This window comes from Rhizobium sp. IBUN (genome assembly GCF_000510625.1).
Taxonomy (GTDB): Bacteria; Pseudomonadota; Alphaproteobacteria; order Rhizobiales; family Rhizobiaceae; genus Rhizobium; species Rhizobium altiplani.
The window spans coordinates 122,530-142,413 of sequence record NZ_AZNV01000013.1 but is presented as its reverse complement, the minus strand read 5'-3'; the positions used below and the strand labels follow the sequence as shown (position 1 = coordinate 142,413).

14 protein-coding genes, 1 tRNA gene and 1 pseudogene are annotated in these 19,884 nt (G+C 59.9%); 10 read left to right on the top strand and 6 right to left on the bottom strand.

Annotated elements, in window-relative coordinates; genetic code table 11:
* The first annotated feature begins 16 nt into the window (after window positions 1-16).
* Window positions 17-93, top strand: a tRNA-Met gene (locus RHIBUN_RS0114615).
* A 214-nt stretch (window positions 94-307) separates the two neighbouring features.
* Here the strand turns inward: RHIBUN_RS0114615 and RHIBUN_RS33460 are convergent.
* Together RHIBUN_RS33460 and RHIBUN_RS0114600 are read right to left on the bottom strand one after the other, a co-directional pair.
* Window positions 308-1,405: pseudogene (locus tag RHIBUN_RS33460) on the bottom strand (IS3 family transposase).
* A 354-nt stretch (window positions 1,406-1,759) separates the two neighbouring features.
* The gene (locus RHIBUN_RS0114600; RefSeq protein ID WP_025660092.1) at window positions 1,760-2,212 is read right to left on the bottom strand and encodes a universal stress protein; all 453 of its coding nucleotides are present in this window, start codon (window positions 2,210-2,212) and stop codon (window positions 1,760-1,762) included.
* Between the two features lie 313 nt (window positions 2,213-2,525).
* On the opposite strand from RHIBUN_RS0114600, the gene RHIBUN_RS0114595 reads away from it, so the two are divergent.
* Entirely contained in the window at window positions 2,526-3,752 is a 1,227-nt protein-coding gene (locus tag RHIBUN_RS0114595) for an alpha-D-ribose 1-methylphosphonate 5-triphosphate diphosphatase (RefSeq protein ID WP_025660091.1), read from the top strand.
* An 86-nt stretch (window positions 3,753-3,838) separates the two neighbouring features.
* On the opposite strand, the gene RHIBUN_RS0114590 is transcribed toward RHIBUN_RS0114595, so the two are convergent.
* Complete coding sequence (locus RHIBUN_RS0114590; protein WP_025660090.1) at window positions 3,839-4,849, bottom strand: LacI family DNA-binding transcriptional regulator; 1,011 nt, start codon at window positions 4,847-4,849, stop codon at window positions 3,839-3,841.
* Between the two features lie 216 nt (window positions 4,850-5,065).
* Between RHIBUN_RS0114590 and RHIBUN_RS0114585 the strand changes: the two genes are divergently transcribed.
* The 4 genes from RHIBUN_RS0114585 to RHIBUN_RS0114570 all read left to right on the top strand — a co-directional run bounded on the left by RHIBUN_RS0114585 (window position 5,066) and on the right by RHIBUN_RS0114570 (window position 11,709).
* Window positions 5,066-6,667 (top strand): sugar ABC transporter ATP-binding protein, encoded by a 1,602-nt coding sequence (locus tag RHIBUN_RS0114585; protein ID WP_025660089.1) that lies wholly within the window; start codon window positions 5,066-5,068, stop codon window positions 6,665-6,667.
* A complete protein-coding gene (locus RHIBUN_RS0114580) occupies window positions 6,664-7,989 on the top strand; it encodes an ABC transporter permease (RefSeq protein ID WP_025660088.1) in 1,326 nt (441 codons plus the stop codon). Before RHIBUN_RS0114585 ends, RHIBUN_RS0114580 begins: the two co-directional genes overlap by 4 nt.
* Complete coding sequence (locus RHIBUN_RS0114575; RefSeq protein ID WP_018113584.1) at window positions 7,976-8,944, top strand: substrate-binding domain-containing protein; 969 nt, start codon at window positions 7,976-7,978, stop codon at window positions 8,942-8,944. The genes RHIBUN_RS0114580 and RHIBUN_RS0114575 overlap by 14 nt, the downstream gene beginning before the upstream one ends.
* Before the next feature lie 485 nt (window positions 8,945-9,429).
* Complete coding sequence (locus RHIBUN_RS0114570) at window positions 9,430-11,709, top strand: CDC48 family AAA ATPase (RefSeq protein WP_025660087.1); 2,280 nt, start codon at window positions 9,430-9,432, stop codon at window positions 11,707-11,709.
* A gap of 133 nt (window positions 11,710-11,842) precedes the next feature.
* Here the strand turns inward: RHIBUN_RS0114570 and RHIBUN_RS0114565 are convergent, their stop codons facing one another.
* On the bottom strand, window positions 11,843-13,603 hold the full coding sequence (locus RHIBUN_RS0114565) for an adenylate/guanylate cyclase domain-containing protein (RefSeq protein ID WP_025660086.1): 1,761 nt from the start codon (window positions 13,601-13,603) through the stop codon (window positions 11,843-11,845).
* Window positions 13,604-13,745: 142 nt separating this feature from the next.
* The gene (locus RHIBUN_RS0114560; RefSeq protein WP_025660085.1) at window positions 13,746-14,084 is read right to left on the bottom strand and encodes a putative quinol monooxygenase; all 339 of its coding nucleotides are present in this window, start codon (window positions 14,082-14,084) and stop codon (window positions 13,746-13,748) included.
* Window positions 14,085-14,329: 245 nt separating this feature from the next.
* Here RHIBUN_RS0114560 and RHIBUN_RS0114555 point away from each other — a divergent pair, with 245 nt between their 5' ends.
* Both RHIBUN_RS0114555 and RHIBUN_RS0114550 read left to right on the top strand, forming a co-directional pair.
* Window positions 14,330-16,072 carry a tetratricopeptide repeat protein gene (locus RHIBUN_RS0114555; protein ID WP_025660084.1) on the top strand — a complete coding sequence of 581 codons (1,743 nt, stop codon included), beginning with the start codon at window positions 14,330-14,332 and terminating at the stop codon, window positions 16,070-16,072.
* A 109-nt stretch (window positions 16,073-16,181) separates the two neighbouring features.
* A complete protein-coding gene (locus RHIBUN_RS0114550; RefSeq protein ID WP_245271668.1) occupies window positions 16,182-16,640 on the top strand; it encodes a MarR family transcriptional regulator in 459 nt (152 codons plus the stop codon).
* 139 nt (window positions 16,641-16,779) lie between these two features.
* On the opposite strand, the gene RHIBUN_RS0114545 is transcribed toward RHIBUN_RS0114550, so the two are convergent.
* Window positions 16,780-17,721 carry an alpha/beta hydrolase gene (locus tag RHIBUN_RS0114545; RefSeq protein ID WP_025660082.1) on the bottom strand — a complete coding sequence of 314 codons (942 nt, stop codon included), beginning with the start codon at window positions 17,719-17,721 and terminating at the stop codon, window positions 16,780-16,782.
* A gap of 392 nt (window positions 17,722-18,113) precedes the next feature.
* Between RHIBUN_RS0114545 and RHIBUN_RS0114540 the strand changes: the two genes are divergently transcribed.
* A complete protein-coding gene (locus RHIBUN_RS0114540; protein WP_018117145.1) occupies window positions 18,114-18,509 on the top strand; it encodes a cupin domain-containing protein in 396 nt (131 codons plus the stop codon).
* A 24-nt stretch (window positions 18,510-18,533) separates the two neighbouring features.
* Complete coding sequence (locus RHIBUN_RS0114535; RefSeq protein WP_025660081.1) at window positions 18,534-19,850, top strand: epoxide hydrolase family protein; 1,317 nt, start codon at window positions 18,534-18,536, stop codon at window positions 19,848-19,850.
* The last annotated feature ends 34 nt before the right edge of the window (window positions 19,851-19,884 follow it).

Genomic DNA, 19,884 nt, shown 5'->3' with positions numbered 1-19,884 from the left:
AGGGTTTTGCACTTGGCGCGGGGTGGAGCAGCCCGGTAGCTCGTCAGGCTCATAACCTGAAGGCCGCAGGTTCAAATCCTGCCCCCGCAACCAACAAAACTCGCAAAACCTCCCATTCCGGATATTTGCACCAAAGCTCCTCCGCGCAAGCGCCGAGGAGCTTTTTGGACTCCGTGTCGAGCTCGCCCGTGAGCCCGTGAGCGTCTGTCCTGCCACGGAACTTTCATCCAGCGGCGACTAGAGCCACGGCGGTTTTGATCCGCTCCCAAACATTGGACCAGCGGAGGCTGGAGTTTTCCGGCTTGTGTCAGGGGGGCGGGCTGGTTGCGCCTCCCGGATTCATCAGTGCGATCGGGACCTTGTTGCCGATCGCACCATGTGGCCGAACCTCATTGTCGTCTCTACGCCAATCCTCCATCTTTTCGCGGGCATCCGCAAGGGTCAGGAACACAGGCATTCCGCTCGGAAGCGGCCGTTGAACGCCTCGATCAAGGCGTTATCGGTCGGCTTGCCAGGCCGTGAGAAGTCCAGCGTGACGCCTTTGGCGTAGGCCCAGAGATCAAGATCGCGGGATGCGAACTCGGTGCCCTGATCGACGCGGATCGTCTTCGGATAGCCGACCTGACGGCATACTCGTTCGAGCGTTTGCACAACGTCTTCACCGCGGTAGCTGTGCCGCGGATCGAGCACCGGCACATGGCGTGAGAAGGTATCTACCACTGTCAGGACCCGCAGCTTCTTGCCGGTGGCGAGCTGGTCATGCGCGAAGTCCATCGCCCAGACATCATTCGGTCTGAGTGCCATTTGCCGATCCTCCCGCAGCTTGGCTTTCACCCGGCGTTTCGGTGTCTTGTTGCGCAATTGCAGGCCCAAGTCCCTATAAATGCGGTAGGTCCGCTTGATGTTGGGGCCCCAACCCTCGCGCTCCAGCAGCACCTGCACACGGCGATAACCGTAGCGCACACGGGTCTCGCAGATCTCACGGATGCGACGCTCAAGACCGGCCTGATCGGTGCGGCGAGAGGTATAGTATAGTGGTAGGTCGACCGATCAAAGTTCAGCGCCCCACAGGCACGCCGGATCGAAATCGCCCAATCCTGGCACACACCCTTCACCATCTCCCGCTTCCGAGCAGGCCTTAGAGCTTTCGGCGAATGACGTCCTGCAGCATCTCCCGGTCCAGCGTCAGATCCGCGACGATCTTCTTCAGCCGCGCATTCTCGTCCTCGAGCTGCTTCAGCTTCTTCATCTCCGGCGGCAACAGACCGGCGTATTTTTTCTTGCAGTTGAAATGGGTCGCCTGGCTGATTCCTGCCTTGCGGCAGATCTCCGCAACTGGCACACCCTCATCACCCTGCTTCAGGATGAACGCCTTCTGAGTGTCCGAAAACTGCGATGCCTTCATCGTCGTCCGTTCCTTTCCCAGCCAGGAAAATGCACCGGAAAACTCTAACCAAAACTGGTCCAGCCTGAAGGGTTCGGATCAGGTTCGGATCGCAAGCACGATGCCCCAAGTATTTAGCCCAAATCTCCCAGGGCGTGCGGTCAGCGAATTCGGCAGGGCGGGAAGCCATCAGGATCGTTCTCCAGGGCGCCGTTCGGCGCCAATCCGTCGCCAAGATGCAGGCAGGGTCGGCTCCGCAACCTCAGACGCGGTGCCGTCCCCGATTTCGCTCGCGGATGACCGAGATTTGGAGTCAGCCGCGCTGGTCGGTTTCGGCGCAGGCCCCGTGGGACAACGCTTCCCAGAAGTGACGACTTACCGGACCACCAAGACAGGCACCGGGCTGCTCGCGAGGACTTCCGATGTCTGGCTCCCGAGCACCAGCTTTCTTAAACCCCTACGGCCGTGTGATGCCATAACGATCAAATCGCAGTCGAGAGCCTTGGCCTCCTCAACAATCGCTTCGGCCGGATAAGCCTGCGGGATATGGACAGTGTTCGCCTGCACGCCGAGCTTTTCTGCTGCTCTCTTGACCCCAGCCAGCACTCTCTCGGCTGTTTCCTTTTGACCGGCTTCATACTGGGCCATCTCTGTCGGCCCGGGAATATAGGCGCCGGCAATCCCGGCATGCGCGTAGACAGGGAACCGCTCTGTTGCCATGATTATCGTCACGCGGGCCTTGAGGCTGCTTGCAAGCGACAGCCCATGATCGACACCCTTCTGCGCTACTTCCGATCCATCGGTAGAAATGAGAATATGGTTGTACATACTTGTCGTCTCCCGTCTGGTCCAAGGATTTGTGCCCACCACGCAAGGTACTATCGTTTAGCAACTAACGATACGGTTGTAGACGGAGAAATCGCCAGAACGGACTGGCGGAGTTTGGCCGTCGCGCCACATGCAACGCACCTCCACTGTGGACGGATTACACCGCTGGGGACCTGCGCTACCGTGTCAGTCAACGTATACCTGTGCACAGCGACATTCTCAAATCTGTCATATCAGCTGGTTAGAAGCAGCGTGGCACTCAGCCCCCGATGAAACTGGGCTGCTGCACTCTCCTTTTCGTGGAATGACACCGATGCAGAACAATTCGGCAGTGATTATCGAGGGCGCGACCGTCATTTTTGGCGATCGTCTGGAGCCCGCTTCCGTGCGCATCGAAGACGGCCGGATCACGGCGATCGACGGTGCACGCGACGGAGCGGACATTGTGGATGGACGCGGCTATCTCCTCGCTCCGGCTTTCGTAGACATTCATGGCGATGCCTTCGAGCGGCAGATCATGCCGCGGCCGGGGACGATGCTCCCTGTCGCTCCTGCGCTGCTCGACACAGACCGTCAGCTTGCCGCCAATGGGATAGCGACTGCCTACCACGCCCTGACGCTGAGCTGGGAGCCGGGGCTTCGATCTGTGGAAAACGGATACGCCGTCGTCCGCGCGCTCGACGCACTCGGCCCGCGTCTGACGGTGGACAATCGTGTCCAGCTCCGTTGGGAAACCTTCTGCTTCGAGGCGCTCGAGCTTGTTCGCGAGGCGCTCGCCGGACCGCGCCTGCCGTCGATTGCCTTCAACGACCACACATCGATGGCAATGCTGCATCCCTCGACACCGTTGCAGGAGCGGCCGTTTGACTTCGATCCGGCCTTCCCGGCAGTCGATCCCGAAACACCTGCGTTCGCGGAGAAGATGGCGGAACGTGCCAAGCGGGCCAAGATCCCGGTGTCCGACATGGTCGCGCTCGTCAGGAACATGTGGGATCGCCGTCCGCAAGTACCAGCTGCGATTGAAGAGGTGGCGACCCTCGGCCAGGCCGCTGGCGCACCGATGCTGTCGCATGACGATAGCCAGATTGAAACGCGCGACTTCTTCCGCGTCCGTGGCGCACGGATCAGTGAGTTCCCGATGAACAAGCGGGTGGCGCGGGCCGCCCGTGAGGCTGGTGACTTCATCGTCTTTGGCGCGCCGAACGCCACGCGCGGCGGCAGCCACATTGCTTCGATCGCTGCCGCCGATATGATTCGCGAGGGTCTCTGCGATATTCTCGCCTCGGACTATTATTATCCTGCGATGCTGCTTGGCCTGGCCAGGCTCAAGGCCGATGGCGTGGCACCGGTCCACGCGCTCTGGCCGCTCGTATCCGGCAATCCGGCCCGTGCGTTGGGGCTCTTCGATCGCGGCGGGATCGAAGTCGGAAAGCGGGCGGACCTCATATTGGTCGATTGGCCAGAGGGCGGCGCCCCCGTGGTTCGGCGCACCTGGGTCGCCGGCCGGGAAGCCTATTGCGCGGCGCCGATGGGCTGGTGACGAGTAGAGAAGCGGGCGAGCAACTGATGCAGAGCTAGAACGAGGCCCGTCGGGAGCTCCGCTTGTCCGCCATCTCGCGCAAATCTTTAACCTCCGTCAGCTGCAGAGAAAGGCCGGCACGACGAGCGGATTGTCAGGCGGCCCGAAAGTACGATCTGCCGGGGAGGGCGGTCGGAGCGATTGGCAAGGCGGTCGAGAATGAGCTGGGCTGCGTGCTCACCGATGGCCTGTACCGGCTGGGCGATGGTCGTCAGGTTCGGCTGGAAAACATCCGCCCAGGGAAAATCGTCGAAGCTCGACACCGAGATGTCATCGGGACAACGCAGCCCCATGTCCCGGATCGCCTTCATCACGCCGATGACCATCAGGTTGTTTGCCGAGAAAATGGCGCTCGGCCGTTCCGGCATCACGAGCAACTGCATGGCGGCATTATAGGCGTCTTTCTCGCGAAAGTTTCCGATGCGCACCAATGCGTCGTCCTGGGGAATGCCGGCATTGTCAAGCGCGCCGCGATAGCCGGTCAGCCGGCCGAGGCCGGTGGAGGTATCAAGCGAACCCGAGATGTAGCCGATCCGGCGATGGCCGAGGCCGACAAGATAGTCGATCGCGTCTTGTACCGCGCGCTGGTTGTCGAGGACGACGGCATCCGCCGCGATGCCGTGGCTGATGCGATCGATCAGTACGGTCGGGATACCGGCGCGCTGGAGGACGCGCTCAAGCGCATGGTCGTCGCCAGCCGGCGCAATGATCAGGCCGTCCACCATCCTGTCCAGGAGAAGCGAAATCTGCTCCTCCTGTTGCACCGGATCTTCGTCTGTGCAGCAGAGCATCACAGCGTAACCGGCGCGATGCAGCACATCCTGGATGACGGCGACGACATCCGTGAAGAACGGGTTGGTAATATCGGCGATGACGAGCCCGATCGTCTTGGTGGCGCCCGTCTTCAGGCTTCGGGCAATGGCGTTGCGTTTATAGCCGATGGCCGCAATCGCATTTTCGATTCTGCCACGCAGTTCGGAACTGACCGGCGCGGTACCGTTGACGACCGCCGAGACCGTGGCAACCGAGACGCCTGCCGTCGCAGCGACGTCTAGCATGGTCGGCTGGGATTTTCGTCTTTTGGAAGAAATCCGGTCCATAATTCAAAACGTTTAGATCGATGCGTTGTCCAACATGTTACGAAAATGGCAAGTTCTTAGCAAGATCAAAGCGTTGGAGGGCGACTGATCTCTTGACATATTCGAAACGTTTAGATTAGCTTCTACTGTCGCTTACAGCCGCGAGACAAAGATGGAAGGGAGGCCGTCATTGTCATGCAGGAAGAAGTGGGCCATTTGCCTTCGCGCGCCAACGCGCCACCTTCGTCCACCGCGCCTGTGCTGGAAGCGGTCGACGTCTCGAAGTCGTTTGGCGGAATTGCCGCGCTCAATCATGTGAAATTTGATCTGTTCGCCGGTGAGATCCACTCGCTGATGGGCGAGAACGGCGCCGGCAAATCGACCCTGGTGAAAATCCTGTCCGGTGTCTACGCCGACTATGATGGCGCCGTCATCATCGACCAGGCTCCGGTTCACTTCGCGACGGTGCGCGACGCAGAGGTTGCCGGTGTCGCCATCATCCACCAGGAACTCAATCTCGTCCCTGAGCTGTCGATTGCCGACAATATCTTCCTCGGCAGGGAGCCCTTGATCGCCGGGTTGTTTGTCGATCGCCGGAAAAGCATGAATGCCGCCCGGACCCTGCTCACGCGGCTCGGCATCGATCTTGATCCCGAAGCACGGGTGTCGTCGCTCAGGATCGGCGAACAGCAGCTGGTCGAGATCGCAAAGGCGCTGTCGCTCGACGCCCGGATGCTCATCATGGACGAGCCGACATCGGCGCTGTCACCGAATGAATGCAAGCGGCTTTTCACGATCATGCGCCAGCTCGCATCCGAGGGGGTGGGCATCATCTACATCTCGCACCGGATCGACGAGGTAATGCAACTCAGCGATCGCGTCACGGTGTTCCGGGACGGCCGGCACGTCTGGACCAGGCCGAAGTCGGAGATCGATGAAGACATGGTCATCGCCGGCATGGTGGGCCGCAATCTCAGCCGTGCGGAAACCATCAGGCACGAAGCGACCGCCGTTGGCGGTGCAGTCCTGTCGGTGAGAAATCTGTCATTGTCCGTGGCCAACCGGCACGGCTGGAAGCAGGTCCTGACCGGCGTCAATTTCGAGGTCGCCTCAGGTGAAGTCCTTGGCATCGGCGGCCTGCTCGGGGCCGGGCGTACGGAGATCCTGCAGGCGATGACGGGCGCCAGCAACGGGGAGGCCGGCGGTGAGATTCTGATCGACGGGCAGCCGGTCACGATCCGCTCGCCGACGGACGCGCGCCGACTGGGCATTGCCTTCGTCACTGAGGACCGCAAGATGCAGGGACTCCACCTGCACGATACGATCACGGAGAATGTCGCGCTGCCGCTCGTCAGCCGAATGGCGCGCTTCGGCCTGCGCGACTTTGCGGCGGAAGCGGCGGTTGCCGCCGACGCCATCAAGACGTTGGGTATTCGGGCTTCGGGCATTGAACAGGTCGCGGCAACGCTTTCCGGCGGAAACCAGCAGAAGGTCGTGATCGGCAAGTGCCTCGCCACGACGCCGCGCATCCTGCTGCTCGACGAGCCGACCCGCGGCATCGATGTGGGGGCAAAGAGCGACATCTACGACCTGATCTTCCGCCTGGCCGAAGCGGGTATGTCGATCGTCGTCGTGAGTTCGGAAATGCCGGAACTACTGCATCTTTCCGACCGCATCCTCGTCATGTCCGAAGGACGCCAGACCGGTATCCTGAACCGCGCGATCGCGACGGAGGAGCGGATCATGCAATTGGCGGCACCACGATCCAGCAACAGGCGGGAGAAAGCATCCGCATGAATGTGATAAAGCTTGTTTCCCGCACGAAACTGTACTGGGGCCTGATCGCGATTTTCCTGATCGGTGTCGTATGGTCGCCGGTGACGTCGTCGGGCAGGAACATATTTCTTTCCAGCGGCAACCTGCTCGACGTGCTGCGTCAGGTCTCGACGACGGGGCTTATCGCGACCGGCATGACGGCCGTTATCATCACCGGCGGCATCGACCTGTCGGTCGGTTCGCTGATGGCAATCTGCAGCGTCGTCTGCGCCATGTTGTTGACGGTCCCCGGGGACACGTCGGCCTTCCTGCTCGGCGTGCCGTCGGTGTTGCTTGCCGCCCTCGTCATCGGAGCCGCGGTAACCCGGTTCATCTTCTCCAATCTTGAAAAGAGCCGCACTGGCTTCAGCCACAGCCGCGACCTGACGCTCGACCGCACGCGGGGCATCTATGTCCCGGCGCTGGTCGGTATCGCCCTCTGCACCGTGCTGCTCTTCTATATCGTGCCGCAGAGCGAAACCAAGTTCGGTGTGCTCGGCGTGCTGCTCGTCGTACCGGCCGTCGGCCTTCTGTTTGGCGCCATCAACGGCATCATCATCGTCGTCGGCCGCCTGCAGCCCTTCATCGTCACTCTCGCGATGATGGTGACTGCGCTCGGCATCGCTCGGCTGACGGCGGGTCAGAACAATGCGGTCCTGCCGGTTTATACCGGCTCGAACGCCACGGCCGATTTCGATATCCTCCGCTCGCTGGTCTTCGGCATCATTCCCATGCCCGGTATCTTTTTCATTGCGGCGATTGTGATTTATGCGGTCGTGCTGAAGTTCACTCCGTTCGGCCGCTTCGTTTATGCGATCGGCGGCAACGAGGAGGCGGCGCGGCTTTCAGGCATCGACAGCGGACGGGTAAAGATCGTCACCTATGCCGTCTCCGGCCTGCTCGCGGGCATCGCCGCGATCCTCTACGTTGCGCAGTATCGCCAGGGCAAGCCCGATGCCGGGGCTGGGCTGGAGCTCGACGCCATCGCCGCGGTGGTCATCGGCGGCACGAGCCTGATGGGGGGACGCGGCAGCCTTGCCGGCACCTTCTGCGGCGTGCTGATCTTCGGGCTGCTGTCGAATATCCTGCAGCTCCACAACATCAATTCCAACCTTCAGCTGGTGCTGAAGGGACTGATCATCATCGGCACCGTGCTCGTTCAGGAGCGCAATGCCCGCGATATTCTGGCGCGGTTGCGGCTGACACTGCCGCGGCCCGCGAGATCGGAGGCGTCCGGGGAGGAGCGTCCGCGCAAGGAGACCATGTCTCTCAACACTGGAGGAAACGGAAATGAAACGTCGTGACATGTTGAAGTTCGCGGTCGTCACTACCGCGCTTTTCACCACTACATCCCTTTTCGCTACGCATGGCGCGCTGGCGCAAGACAAGAAGTGGCGCATCGGGTTCTCCCAGGCGACCACGATCGAGCCCTGGCGGGCGCAGTTCAACAAGGACATCATCGCGGAAGCCGCAAAGCATCCCGAAGTCGAGCTGATCATCACCGACGGTGAGGACAAGACTGAAAAGCAGGTTGCGGATGTCGAAAACCTGATCCGCCAGGAAGTCAATGCGCTGCTGATCTCGCCGAAGGAATCCGCTGGCCTCACCGGCGTCGTCCAGCAGGCGATCGACGCCAAGATTCCGGTCTTCGTCTTGGATCGCAACGTCGAAACTGACAAGTACGTCCAGTTCGTCGGCGGCGACAACAAGCTGATCGGTCGGGCTGCGGGGGAATATGCCGTTGAACTTCTCGGCGGGCCCGGTAAGGCGCAGGGCAATGTCGTCGAGATCTGGGGCGGCATGGGAACTCAGCCGGCACACGACCGGCACGACGGCTTCCACGAATTTACCGACAAAGAGCCGGGCATCAAGAACCTGCTCGACCAGCAGTCGGGCGACTGGAAGCAGGACCAGGCCTACAACATCATGGCCACCGCGCTCCGCAACAATGAGAAGATCGACCTCGTCTATGGCCACAACGATCCGATGGCCTATGGCGCCTACCTCGCTGCCAAGGATGCCGGACGTGAGAAGGACATCAAGTTCATCGGCATCGATGCGCTTCCCGGAGAAGGCGTGACCTGGGTGAACAATGGTGAACTCAGTGCGACCTTCCTCTATGCAACGCCGGGCGCGGAAGGCCTGCGTCAGGCGATCAAGTATCTCGGCGGAGAAAAAGTCGAAAAGAATGTCGTCTTGCCGACGCTCAAGGTGACAAAGGAAAATGCAGGCCAGATCATGAAGGACAACGGCCTCTAACTCAGCGTAAACCTGACAGTAAAGAAGGGTCGGCTATCCCAGCCGGCCCTTTTTGTGTCCATACGGGTCCGCACCTGTTCGACGGTCAGTCCGGTCCGCTAAACCACTGTAGTAGTCGGCCGCATCCGCGCATTCGTCGATAGCCTGGCGGAATAACGGGCTTGGGGAGAGCTTGGATGGCTGCCTGGGGGGCGAAGGCTGCGTAAAACTCGAGGGGATTGTGAAGCTTCCGAGGTTTGCGGCTTTCCACCGAGGCTCAACCGGTGGACCACTGGAGCACTTTGTCCAACCGTGAAACGGTCGCTCACCTACACCTCTGTATAATTCGCTCCATCACGCGTTTCGAATATCAGTAGGCGGATCCGTCGTGTCGGCGGCAAGGAAGCGCAAGTCTTTTTACGTGTTCGCATGAAAACCGCTTGTCTTTTCCGTAAGCTCTCTAGCTGTCAGCGCAGCGTTTCATCACAAGCGATTTTGGAGGTATCATGTCTGTCCCCGACGATCAGATCCTCACGCTGCAGGTTGCCAATATGCCGCCGCAGGATACGGGAGCGAGCATCGCCCGCGTCTCCACGAAGGCGATGACCAAGCTCGGCGTACGAGAAGGCGAGCTTATTGAGCTCATCGGCAAGCGGCATACGGCCGCGATCGCGATGAGGCCCTATTCCGATGATGAGGGCCTGAACCTGATCAGGCTCGACGGCCTTCAGCGCGTAAATGCAGGCGCAACAAGCGGCGACCATATCGAAGTTCGCAAGGCGGAGGTCAGGCCGGCGACGAAGGTTGTCCTCGCGCCGGCGCAGAAGAACCTGGTGTTGCAGGGACCGGGTGAAGCTTTGCAGCGCACGTTTCTTCACCGCCCAATGGTGGCCGGCGACGTTGTATCGACCTCAGTCCAGCAACGCGTAAGAGATCCCCGCGCTGCGGACCCGCTGCTACGGAGCGTACTCGATCTTCCCGCCTACGGTCTGCAGGAAATCAGGCTCGTCGTTGTCTCGACACAGCCGAGAGGCATCGTCCAGATGAACGAGCAGACGGTTGTCGAATTGCGTTCGCAGTTTGAGGAACCGAAGGAAGCACGCCGAGCTGACGTAACGTACGACGATATCGGCGGACTCGGCACCTCTGTCGAGCAAGTCCGCGAGATGGTGGAGCTGCCACTGCGCCATCCCGAGTTGTTTCAGCGCCTCGGCATCGAACCGCCAAAGGGCGTGCTTCTCTATGGCCCCCCGGGCACCGGCAAGACGCTGCTGGCCCGTGCTGTCGCCAATGAGACGGAAGCCAACTTCTACCACATCGCCGGTCCCGAGATCATGGGCAGCCGCTACGGGGAGTCCGAGGAACGTTTGCGGCAGGTCTTTCAGGAAGCCTCGCAGAATGCGCCATCAATCATCTTCATCGACGAAATCGACTCCATCGCGCCAAAGCGCGAGCAGGTGACTGGAGAAGTCGAACGGCGAATTGTCGCCCAGTTGCTAACCCTTATGGATGGGCTGGAGCCGAGGCAGAATATTGTTGTCATCGGCGCGACGAACAGGCGAGACGCGATTGACGAGGCGCTCCGCCGTCCCGGGCGTTTCGACCGCGAAATCGTCATTGGCGTACCGGACCAGCGCGGCCGGCGCGAGGTGCTCGCGATCCACACCAGGGGCATGCCACTCGCCGAGAACACCGATCTCGATGAGATCGCGAGGACGACCTACGGCTTTGTCGGAGCGGATCTCGGTGCGTTGGTTCGCGAAGCGGCGATGGATGCGCTGCGCCGTGTTCTTCCCGATATCAATCTGAAGCAGGGTATCCCAACCGAGATCCTTGAAAAGCTCACGGTCTCTCAGGACGATTTCACGTCCGCCATGAAGCGCATTCAACCTTCCGCGTTGCGCGAAATCATGATCCAGGCGCCGAACGTCCGTTGGGACGATGTCGGAGGTTTGGACGAAGCGCAGATGAGACTGAAGGAAGGGGTGGAACTGCCGCTCAGGTCACCGCAGTCCTTTAGGCAGATGGGCATTCGCCCTGCAAAGGGATTTCTCTTGTTTGGACCTCCGGGGACCGGGAAGACACTGTTGGCAAAGGCCGTGGCGCGCGAAGCCGAAGCGAACTTCGTGGCAACCAAATCGTCCGATCTGCTTTCGAAATGGTACGGCGAGTCCGAGCAGCAGGTTTCGCGGCTCTTCGAACGCGCACGACAGGTTGCCCCGACCGTCATCTTCATCGATGAAATCGACTCGCTGGCCCCCGTCCGCGGCGGCGGGCTGGGAGAGCCGGCGGTGACCGAGCGGGTCGTCAACACGCTACTGGCCGAAATGGATGGGTTGGAAGACATGCAGGGCGTCGTCGTGATGGCAGCAACCAATCGGCCGAATTTGCTCGATCCGGCACTGCTGCGACCGGGGCGCTTTGACGAACTGGTCTATGTTCCCGTGCCGGATGCAAAAGCGCGGCGGAAGATCCTTGGCATCCATACGAAGAAGATGCCGCTCGCCGACGATGTTGATCTCGATGAACTCGCCGACAAGACGGAGCGGTTTACAGGGGCAGATCTCGAAGACCTCACACGGCGAGCAGGGCTGATTGCACTGCGTCAGTCTCTGACTGCGTCGACGGTGACAAAGGAGAATTTCGCCATGGCCCTGCAGGAGGTTCGACCGTCGGTCACGGCAGAAGCCGAACGGGAGTATGAGGAGATGCTGCGCACGCTCCGCCAGGAAAATCCGCAGCGCATGCAGATCGGCTTCACGCCCCTCAGGCAGGCTGGAGAGTAGGGGCGCCAGATTAAGTAGTGATCGACCGTGGCGGCTCTGCCGGTCCAGTGCGGGGCGGTCGGGCTTCCGCGCTCCATGCTGAGCCAGGTGAAGCTCAGTGACGCCACCTGTTCTGCGCCGCGTGGGCCGTTCGTCATCTCAGCAAAGTTGATTTCTTGCGGGGTGTAGGCTTCCGCGGCTTTGGCGGCAGGCCAGCATCGCAGTTTCGCTCGATCAGGGCTTGGGTGACGGACTCGTCGGCATAGGTCTCCTGCATCCGGATGTATAGCGCAGACAGGCCCGGATCGAGGGAAAGCGCTTGCCGAACCAAGAGTTCAGCCTTTCCGCTGTTGCCGCAGGCCATGCTAGCCGCGATCTGATAAAGCAACGTCCGCCTGGTCTGAAAGGGTAGTGTCAGGGCGACGCGCATCATGTCTTCGAAGCGGTCCAGCGCGTAGAGGGCCGCCACCCGCTCTTCAGTGATCCAGACCGGCAGAAAGGGATCGAGTGTCTCGGCACGATCAAGCATTTCAAGGGCGTGCTCAGCCTCTCCGACATAGACATAGAACGCGGCGCTGCGGCCGAGAATATAGGCGTCGTTCGGAGCGAGTTCCTTGGCGCGTATGTGATGGTAACGCGCCGAGGCGAAGTCGCCCGATTTCATCTTGATCGCGCCCATGATGCGATGGGCTTCCGGGTCGGTCGGGTCGAGTGCAAGCGCATGCGCAACCTGCTGTTCTGCCTCATGAAGGTCAAAGCTTGGCAAGTTGCTCCACGAGCAGACGTGCATGGCGAAGGGGCGGCCGAAACCGGGATCAGCGGTCATTGACCGCTCGAACCAGGCCATGGCTTCGTGTATGTGGGTGTCCGAAACGCCAACCAAGCGATGATGGTCCAGTCCCCGTAGGTAATACTCATAGGCCGTCATGTTCTCCGGGCGCTTTAGCCGCGCGGCCGCAAGTTCCGACTGCTCGACCCGTCCGGACACGGTTGCTGCGACACGCGCGATGATTTCATCCATGACATCAAGCAGTTCGCGAAACGGACGCGTTATGCGATCGGACCAGATAACGAGACCTTCTCCGGTTTCCGTCAGCGAGATGTTGACCCTGAGGTCGTCGCCCGCTTGCCGGATCGAGCCGCTGACGACGTAGCCGACGCCGAGAAGGCGGCCGATCTCGACCGGGTCTTTGGTCGTCAGTGCGGTCGCGGCCGAACGGGAACTGACAAACAACCCCTTCAGCCGGCTCAGTTCAAGAGTCAGGTCGTCGGTGATGCCGTCCGCCAGGAAGGATTGATCCGCAATGGCGCCGGGCGCAATGTCGAACCGCGCCACGGCGATCGAGTTTGTCCGGGGAGGCTGTGCAGCATTGGGAGAGGATCGTGTTGGAGCGAACTGATAGAGGTGGCGGTCCACCAGTTCAGTAACCCGGTAAATCCGTATCGGCTCGAAAATTCCTTTCAGTCGACGTTCGCCGATGTCTTCAAATCCACAAGGCGAGACTCGACGGACCTGGTCGTAAAGCACCCCCGAAACCTCGATTGCGCCAGGTGGCGCAGACGCCTCAATTCGCGCGGCTATGTTCACGCCATCGCCGCGCAAGTCCGAGCCCACGACGACGACATCCGCGACATGCAGGCCGAAACGCATGTCGCCGCCACTCGAGCCAGGAAGGGCAGCGATCTCGGCGCGCGCCTCGATGGCGGCCCTAAGCGCATTGACTGGGCTGCCGAACTCGGCGAGCAGGGCATCGCCCGCGGTGCCAAAGACGCGGCCGTCATGGCGCTGGATGACCGTGCGAACAGTGTCGAGGACAGCGTCAATCCGGGTGATCGCTCCTTCCTCGTCCGTTTCCATCGCAGGGGTGGAGCCGACGAAATCTCCGACCATGATCGTGGCCAGCTTGCGCTGCATTCTCGATCCCTCCCGCCACAAAAGCACGTGGTGACAATGTAGCACATCGGCAGGCTTGGGTGTTTTACGATTGCCAACGACAGCGGCGGGTGCGAACGGTGCTGTGGGAGCACGCACATCGACGTGCAAGCTGCCTGCAGGACTAAGGACGATAGGGGCCCGGCGGATTTGCGATGAAATCGAGATCATAACGTGCGACTTCATCCGAGACAGTCTCGATCAAACTCAATCTTGCCAGGAGCCGCCGCACATCGGCCTGCATCGCGATCATGTGCGGGGTTCGCCTATGGAACTCGTGTGCCTCCGCATCGCGAAAGCCTTCGATCAGAACGACCACGTCGTCTTCATCCTTGTGCCGATGACACTCAAAAAACACACAGCCTGGCTCAGCGCGCGTGGACACAACATGCGGCTCCATAGCGGCAAGGAACGCCTCTCGCATTCCCTGCTTGCAGGTGAGCCAACCCGTTATGAGTTTCATATGGGCACCTCGAATTTCTGTATCACTCGCCCTGACATGGAGGCTACTAACATTCGACGTGGGTGCCGACCTCAAGGTCCATGTCCAGGTTGTAACTTATAGCGCAGGCTGCTTCTGGCGCGAAGTGGACACCGTCCGCCACGGGGCGAGCGAAGACGAATTCTTGAGCGCGCCAGGAAGTGTCTCGACATTGCGTATATGCTAATCTGAGTGGCCATTGGCTGACTTGATGGGGGTGGGCGACAATGAAGCAACGGCTTTCTGTCATCATGGCCTCTGACGTGGTCGGCTATAGTCGACTGATGGGGATCGACGAGAAAGGCACACTTTCCGCTCTAAAATTGCACCGACACGAACTTTGGGACGTGAAAATCGCGTTGTATCAGGGCCATACAATCAAGCTTGTTGGCGATGGGATGCTGACGGAGTTTCAGACTGCTGAAGAGGCGGTCCTGTGCGCGATCGAGATCCAATCGGAGATGCAGAAACGCAATGCGCGTGGCGATCGCAGGATAGAATTTCGGATCGGTATAAATATCGGCGACCTTATCTTCGAGGACGACGATGTTTACGGCGATGGCGTGAATGTTGCAGCTCGCATTGAGAATGTCGCGAAACCGGGAGGCATAGCGATATCCGCATCGGTGCGCGACACCTTGGGCAAGCGTCTGGGCATCCGCTTCGAAGATGTGGGCGAGCACGCACTGAAGAACATCGAGCGGCCAATTCGCATCTTCAACATCATCGTCGACGACGGTGCAGAAGGGGCGAGTCCTGAGTTTACTGCGACACCCAAGCCTGCCGTGCAGTCGGTCGGAACGCGCCTTGGGCCGGAGTTTTCGCCGAACAGAACCTTGCTGTACGTTTCGAAGTTCTCAAATCTCAGCGGCGATCCAGACCAGGATTATTTCGCGGCGGGATTAACAGAAGATGTCGCGGCAGGTTTGGCGCGGTTCTCCAGGCTGATCGTTGTCGCTCAACAACCGCCCTCAGAGCAACAGCACGCCGAGTCAATCCCGCACTACGTCCTCGAGGGGAGCGTGAGGCGACTTGGCAATCGTGTCAGGGTGAGTGCCAACCTCATCAATGTTTCGGGTGAGCGAATCTGGGCGGAAAAATACGACTTCGACCTTATCGACATCTTTCACATTCAGGACGAGCTGTCCCGCTCCATACCGGCCGCGCTGAGCGTCAAGATAGAAGAGGCGGAGCGTCAACGCGCCCTGAGCAAGCCTGTTACATCGCTGAAAGCCTACGATCTGTATTTGCGGGGCCGGCATCTTCATCAGGGCTCGAGCCAAGAGGATGTGCGACTTGCGCGGGAAATGTATCTCGCCGCGATAGCCGATGATCCGGAGTTTCCGCGGCCTTACATCGGGTTGGCCTGGATCGAGCTTCGGAAGCTGAAATGGAACGAAATCGTTGAAATCGATACCGCGCTTGCGACCGCATCGGCCCTGCTAAGCAAGGCCCTAAAGCTAAACCCGATCGACGCTGATACCCACTGGGCTCTTGGCGTCGTTCACCTTTGGAGGGGAGAGGCCGAGCGAGCCGTAGCCTGCTATGAGCGTGCCCGAGAACTGGCTCCCAGCAACTGTGACCTCCTCGCCGAATATTGCGATGCCCTTGGTTATCTTGGGCGCCTTGACGATGCCGTTAGGATGGGAGAGCTTGCCGTCCGCCTCAATCCGAGCCGCCCCGACTGGTATCTCTGGGATATCGCCGCAGCCAAATTTCTTTCGGGAAAATATTTGGAGGCACTGTCCCTTCTGGAGAAAATGGCCGAGCTTGGGCCCGCCTATCGCCTGCTTGCAGCGACCTACGCCCAACTGGGGCGGCTTGAAGAGGCGCGCCAGGCCGCGCGCGAACTTCTGAAGGTCAATCCTGACTTCTCGATCGAGCGTTACAGTTCGCGTGCACCCTATCTCGATAAGACGCTCATGGCCAAATACATCGAAGGCCTACGACTAGCGGGTCTGCCGGAGTAGGTTGGCGATCTGAAAGTCTAATGGACATGTCGACAAAGCAGCTCAATTGACGAAATGTTGCATATGCACTACAAAACGAGATCCGATTGAATGCTGGGGCGAGATGGCCATGGATCGACGTGATTCCAACTCTGATATCGTCAGCGAGGTCGTATCCGGGTGCTTGATGACGCGGAGCAGGCGCATCTCCCGGGTGATTACAAACATCTATGATCAGGAATTGCGTGACTACGGCCTCAATGCATCGCAGTTCTCGATGTTGATCATGATTGCAAAACTAGGTGGTGCAAGCCGCGCCGAGATCGGTCGCGCAAACTTTCAGGATCGGACGACCTTGACCCGCAGTCTTGCACCGCTTCTTGCAGAAGGTTGGATCGAAGAGCTTCCGACGGATGGCGGCCGCAGTAGACCGGTCGTCATTTCGGATTCTGGAAAAAAGCTCCTCAATGACGCCGCGCCTGCCTGGCGCGAGGCGCAGCGGAAAGCCAGCCAGCTCGTTGGCGATGTTGGTGCAAAAGCCATCATTGGCGTTGCCGAGAGTCTTCAGAGAGTAGACGAGCCGAAGTGAAGACGATCTTGGCGCCTCCGTTCCTTAACTTTCTCAACGTGAAGCAAAGCCTCGGCGACGCCGTTGATCCCAGTCCTTCACGATAGCCTTTGCGCTCATCGGGCAGGGCCGTTGTCTTACAGACCACGCTTCGTCGGCGCTACTTCGCCGCCCGTATTTCAGCGACAATATTCTGAGGTTTCTGGAGGTGCGGGTAGTGGCCGATACCCGGCAGAACAGTCATGGGCGCACCGGTTCGCCGCGCAAATTCCTCTCCCATCTCTTTCTTGATGTAGAAGTCCTTTTCGCCCCAGACGACTTTGACGGGAGTCTTGAGTTCACCAAGGTGCGCTTCGAGATAGTCCTGATCGCGCGTGAAGTGCGAGTAGTAGTGGTAGAACGCGTCAGCGGACGTGATGTCGCCGTGCCCCCATCCCTCCGTCATGTCCTTCAGCACCTCGGCCGGAAGGTCGAACTGTTCCTCGGGTGGCAGGCCGCGGCGATACGCGTTTGCGAGGATTTCCGCGCTCGTCCCGTTCATGTGGATACGGGTTTTGGATGCCGCCGGCTCGCTCTTGAGGTTCTGGAGGCTCTCGTACATGTATTCGGGCCTGTTGAACGGAGCGAAGTCTCCGACGACGATGTTCTTGGCAATTTCAGGTTCCTCAATCGCTGCCAGCAATGCGGGAAGCGATCCGATATCGGTCGCGAAAATTGTCAGCCTTGAGCGATCGACATGCGCAGACTTGATGTAGGCTCTCAGGATGTCGGCATAGTCTCGTGGCGAATACGAGAACGTCGCGACTGCGGGTCGCGATGACATCCCGTAGCCTGGCCAATCGATAGCATGGACTTCGTAGTCTCGCGCAAGCGCGTTCGCGATATCCTTCCAGACGAGTAGCGTCTCCGGAAATCCGTGGAGGAAGAGAACAGTCCCCTTAGGCGCGGCGCTGTGGGCGACCATGCGTCGAAGCGTGATGTCGGGGGCTACCTCTATGTATCCGATCTCGGCATGGATGCTGCTGGGAGAAGCGCCGGCTGAACCAGCCGATGCCGCGCTCAGCATGAGCGAGGAAAGGAGGGGTATCGAGTGCTTCAACATTTCAAGGCTCCTTCGTGTGTTGTTGCTCGCCTCTGGAGGCGACGATAGTTATTGCGGAAGCTTGGCGCGACCGTCGCCAACCAGTTCCGTACCAATCTGCCTGTATGTTGCGTACGCAACAGAATGTTTGTTCTAGAATGATGATATTGTACAGGAGAGACCGTTGGGCTCATTCCCTGCAAGGCATAATGATGCATATGCAACATATTGTCAAGCCGCGCAGAATCCGCGGCGGACGATTTTGTATTGCATTGTATCCAGACCCTCGGTCGGCTTGGTTCCGATACATTTGCGACCGGCATCAGAAATATCCGGGATACCGAACGGTCCGATTTTGGCTCGTAAGCATGGGGCATTGGTTGCGCCTGCTAGTGCCAACGAAGGAGCAATCCATGAACGCACGGTTTATCGTCTCCGCGGCTCTTGTCGCTGCCGCCGTCATCTACCAGCCCGCGCAGGCCCAGCAGCCCGAAATTCAGCGGACCGATCTGGTGAAGGAGGACATCAGCGTCGCCGGCAAGGAAGTCGTCCAGGTGCGCGTCGACTTCGTTCCCGGCGCCTTCGCAGTGAATCATAGACACCCTGGCGAGGAAGTTGCCTACGTTCTCAAAGGGACACTCGAATACAAGCTAGAGGGCAGGGAAGCCGTGACGCTCCAAGCTGGCCAGTCCCTGTTCATCCCCGATGGCGTTGTCCATTCCGCGCGCAACGTCGGCGAAGGGAAGGCTTCGGAATTGGCGACATACATCGTCACCAAGAATGCGAAGCTCCTTGAGACCGTGAAATAGTCCAACAAAGGAGGAGGATACGTCATGACAGCAAGTGCCAAGGTAGAAGCCATCGACCTTTCTCGTCGGACGCTGTTGTTCGGGGGAACGGCTATCGCCCTGTCGACCGCGGTGTTGCCGTCGCTTGCGAAAGCGGCAGAAACCAGAATGGCGAAACCGGGCTGGAACGGCGAAATTCGCCCTTTCAAGGCCGAGGTTCCTGAAGCGGAATTGATTGACCTGCGGCGGCGGCTCGCCGCCACGCGCTGGCCTGACGGTGAGACCGTCACAGATCGATCCCAAGGCGTCCAGCCGGAAAAGCTGCGCGGTCTCGTCGAATACTGGCAGACCGGCTACGACTGGCGCAACGCCGAGAGGAGGCTGAATGCCTTTCCGCAGTTCCTGACGAACATCGACGGGCTTGATATTCATTTCATTCACGTGCGTTCCCCGCACGAGAACGCGCTGCCGTTGATCATGACGCATGGTTGGCCGGGCTCAGTGTTCGAACTCCTCAATGTGATTGGCCCGCTAACCGATCCAACGACGCACGGAGGCAAGGCCGAAGACGCCTTCCACCTCGTGCTGCCGTCCATCCCGGGATTCGGTTTTTCGGAGAAGCCGAACACGACCGGATGGAACCCCCAGCGCATCGCGAGCACTTGGGACGTGCTCATGAAGCGTCTAGGCTACAAAAGCTACGTCTCCCAAGGCGGTGACTGGGGCGCGATCATTTCCGATGCCCTTGGCCGGCGGGCACCGGAAGGCCTACTCGGCATTCACGTCAACCGGATCGAGCGGGGCACCACCTTTCCGCCGGACGCTGCCCAGGCGCTCAAGAACGGCGCCCCGGCCCCCGCGACTCTTTCTCCCGACGAGAAGAAGATCTTCGACGATGCCAGGGATTTTCTGAATAATGGCTTCGGGTACGCCGCCATCCTGAATACGCGTCCGGAAACTGTCGGTTACGGTATTGCGGACTCTCCAGTCGGCCTCACTGCCTGGCTCTATGACAAGATCGCAGACTGGGTCTTCACGCGCGGTGAACCGGAAAAGGCTCTGACAAAGGACATGATCCTCGACAACATCACCCTCTACTGGCTGACGAACACCGGGCCTTCGAGCGGACGCATCTACTGGGAGAACACGGTCTCAGGCGCGAAGCTTACGGCGATTCAGGTGCCCGTCGGCGTGACTGTTTTCCCCGGCGAGGTCTACAAGCCCCCGAAGGAATGGCTCTCCCGCGCCTATCCCAAGCTGGTCTACTATAACCGCGCCTCGAAGGGAGGCCACTTCGCCGCCTGGGAGGAACCGAAACTGTTCAGCGAAGAGATCAGGGCGGCATTTCGGAGTTTGCGATAAGGTGTTGTCGATCGTTGAGGGACGCCGTCGCGGA